The following is a 915-nucleotide window of genomic DNA, read 5'->3' on the forward strand; positions in this document are numbered from 1 at the left end:
ATAAGAATCATCACGCCCATATCATGCTTACCACCCGAAAAGCCGAATTGGACACGGACAATAAACTCACCCTGACCACCAAAACCGATATTGAACTCAGCAACGCCAAACGAAAAAGCCTTGGTATGGGTACAACCCAAGACGAAATTAAACAGATTCGGGAAACGTGGGCAAATTTAGCCAATCACGCATTAGAACGAGCAGGCTACCGAGAAAAAATAGATCACCGCAGCTATGCCGATCAGAATAACGGACTACAAGCCACCATCCATGAAGGCACTAAAGTCACCCAATTACGCAGACAAGGCATAGACACTGAAATCAGCCGTTTTAATGACAATGTGAAACAGCAGAACGCCCAACAGCTTGACCAACAGAAACAGCAGAAAGAGAGCGTTTTACAGCGTGGTTTAAACCGTGTCGATCAAGGTTTTGATCAATGGCAGAAGAACCAAGAAACCAAACGTCTAGAACTGGAACGCCAAGCGGAAATGAAACGACAGCAAGAATTAGATAAACAACGAGCCGAGCAAGCACTCCGCAAGGCATATCAAAAACTAAGTAGAGGCGGAATGTCATTATGAGTAATCAAAATGATTTAGATGACCAGTTATATATTTTATTGGCATCCATGAAGGAATATCGAGAAGCCATAGCAGACGATAAGAAGCGATTAGAGCAGTTTTACAACCAAGTCGCTAGTGGAGTGCTAGACAAGGCTGAAAAATCGCTAGAAAACACAAATAAGAAGCATACAGGTGCATTAAACAACAGTATTCAGGCATTAAACGAAGCTACAAACAGGCTCAACTTAAAACTTATCTTTATTTTTGCCAGCACGTTTGTTGCTGTGATGATGGTGTTCATTTTGGCTATCTTTTTATACATACCAAGCAAAGACGAAATTGATGAACG

General features: G+C 41.9%; 2 protein-coding genes. Both read left to right on the top strand.

The genetic code is table 11. The features are described from left to right. On the top strand, nt 1-584 hold a 584-nt coding region (locus tag NI455_RS15355), incomplete at its 5' end, for a MobA/MobL family protein (RefSeq protein ID WP_253114885.1). Next, nucleotides 581-915, top strand: a 335-nt coding sequence (locus tag NI455_RS15360) for a hypothetical protein (protein ID WP_253114889.1), incomplete at its 3' end; no start/stop codon positions are given. The genes NI455_RS15355 and NI455_RS15360, both read left to right, overlap by 4 nt.

Source organism: Acinetobacter lwoffii (genome assembly GCF_024129435.1).
GTDB classification, from domain to species: Bacteria; Pseudomonadota; Gammaproteobacteria; order Pseudomonadales; family Moraxellaceae; genus Acinetobacter; species Acinetobacter lwoffii_F.